The 759-nt window shown below is 45.1% G+C and carries 1 protein-coding gene; it reads right to left on the reverse strand.

What is annotated here, in order from left to right:
- Positions 1-495: hypothetical protein (locus ACO0K4_RS19400; RefSeq protein ID WP_422958321.1), on the reverse strand; the 495-nt coding region annotated here is incomplete at its 3' end.
- Positions 496-759 lie beyond the last annotated feature (264 nt).

The following is a 759-nucleotide window of genomic DNA, read 5'->3' on the forward strand; positions in this document are numbered from 1 at the left end:
GTCCGGATCCAACGGGGACAACCAATCAAAAAGAAGGTCGTACCAGAGGATGGCTGATTGGCTTGAAATGGAAACTTTGTTAGCCCCAACTTTCACACTGACAGACATAATATTGGTGGCCCTCGGCTCATACCAGTCCCATTTGGGGAGCTTCATCTTGTCAACAGCCTTTGCAACCTGACCTTTCGCCTGACCAGCAACCTTCACAGCTTGAAGAGCATTGGGGGGCTTGGTTGGATCATCTTCCTCTAGATTGATCATTGGAGACTCGTCTCCTGGAGCAGTCTCGGCCCGAGGAAGACACACCTTGTTAGAAAGAATATATTTTTGGTCATATTTGTAGCAGCTGAGGAGAGAATGATAAGTATCCAGCAGATCATCTTCTTCGATCATCTGTCCGGCGTACCAATTGAGAAATCTCTTTGCATAACCTACTCCTTCATCCAATGTGGTTCTCGGCTTTTTGTAACACGCATCCAGGTGTTTTTCGTACATTTCCGTCGTCCATGGGGTCGGAGTCGGAGTACCAGAGACACTATCGATGTTCCCCTCAAAGTTCAAGAGGGCATCGGCCGCCTCTTTCTCTGCAGCAGATAGTTGCTGTCCTCGGTGACTCATATTCGATCGATTGGAAAAACTACTCTCGTTTGAGGAAATGGTTTTATACTTTTAGATTATTTTGTCTTTACTTTTTCTATTTTCCTTGGATCAAATATCATCTTTTAATCATCATAAGACATGTGCCTTATTGTCCAAGGC

The sequence above is a fragment of the Undibacterium sp. RuTC16W genome (genome assembly GCF_049339445.1).
In the GTDB taxonomy this organism is placed as follows: domain Bacteria; phylum Pseudomonadota; class Gammaproteobacteria; order Burkholderiales; family Burkholderiaceae_D; genus Undibacterium.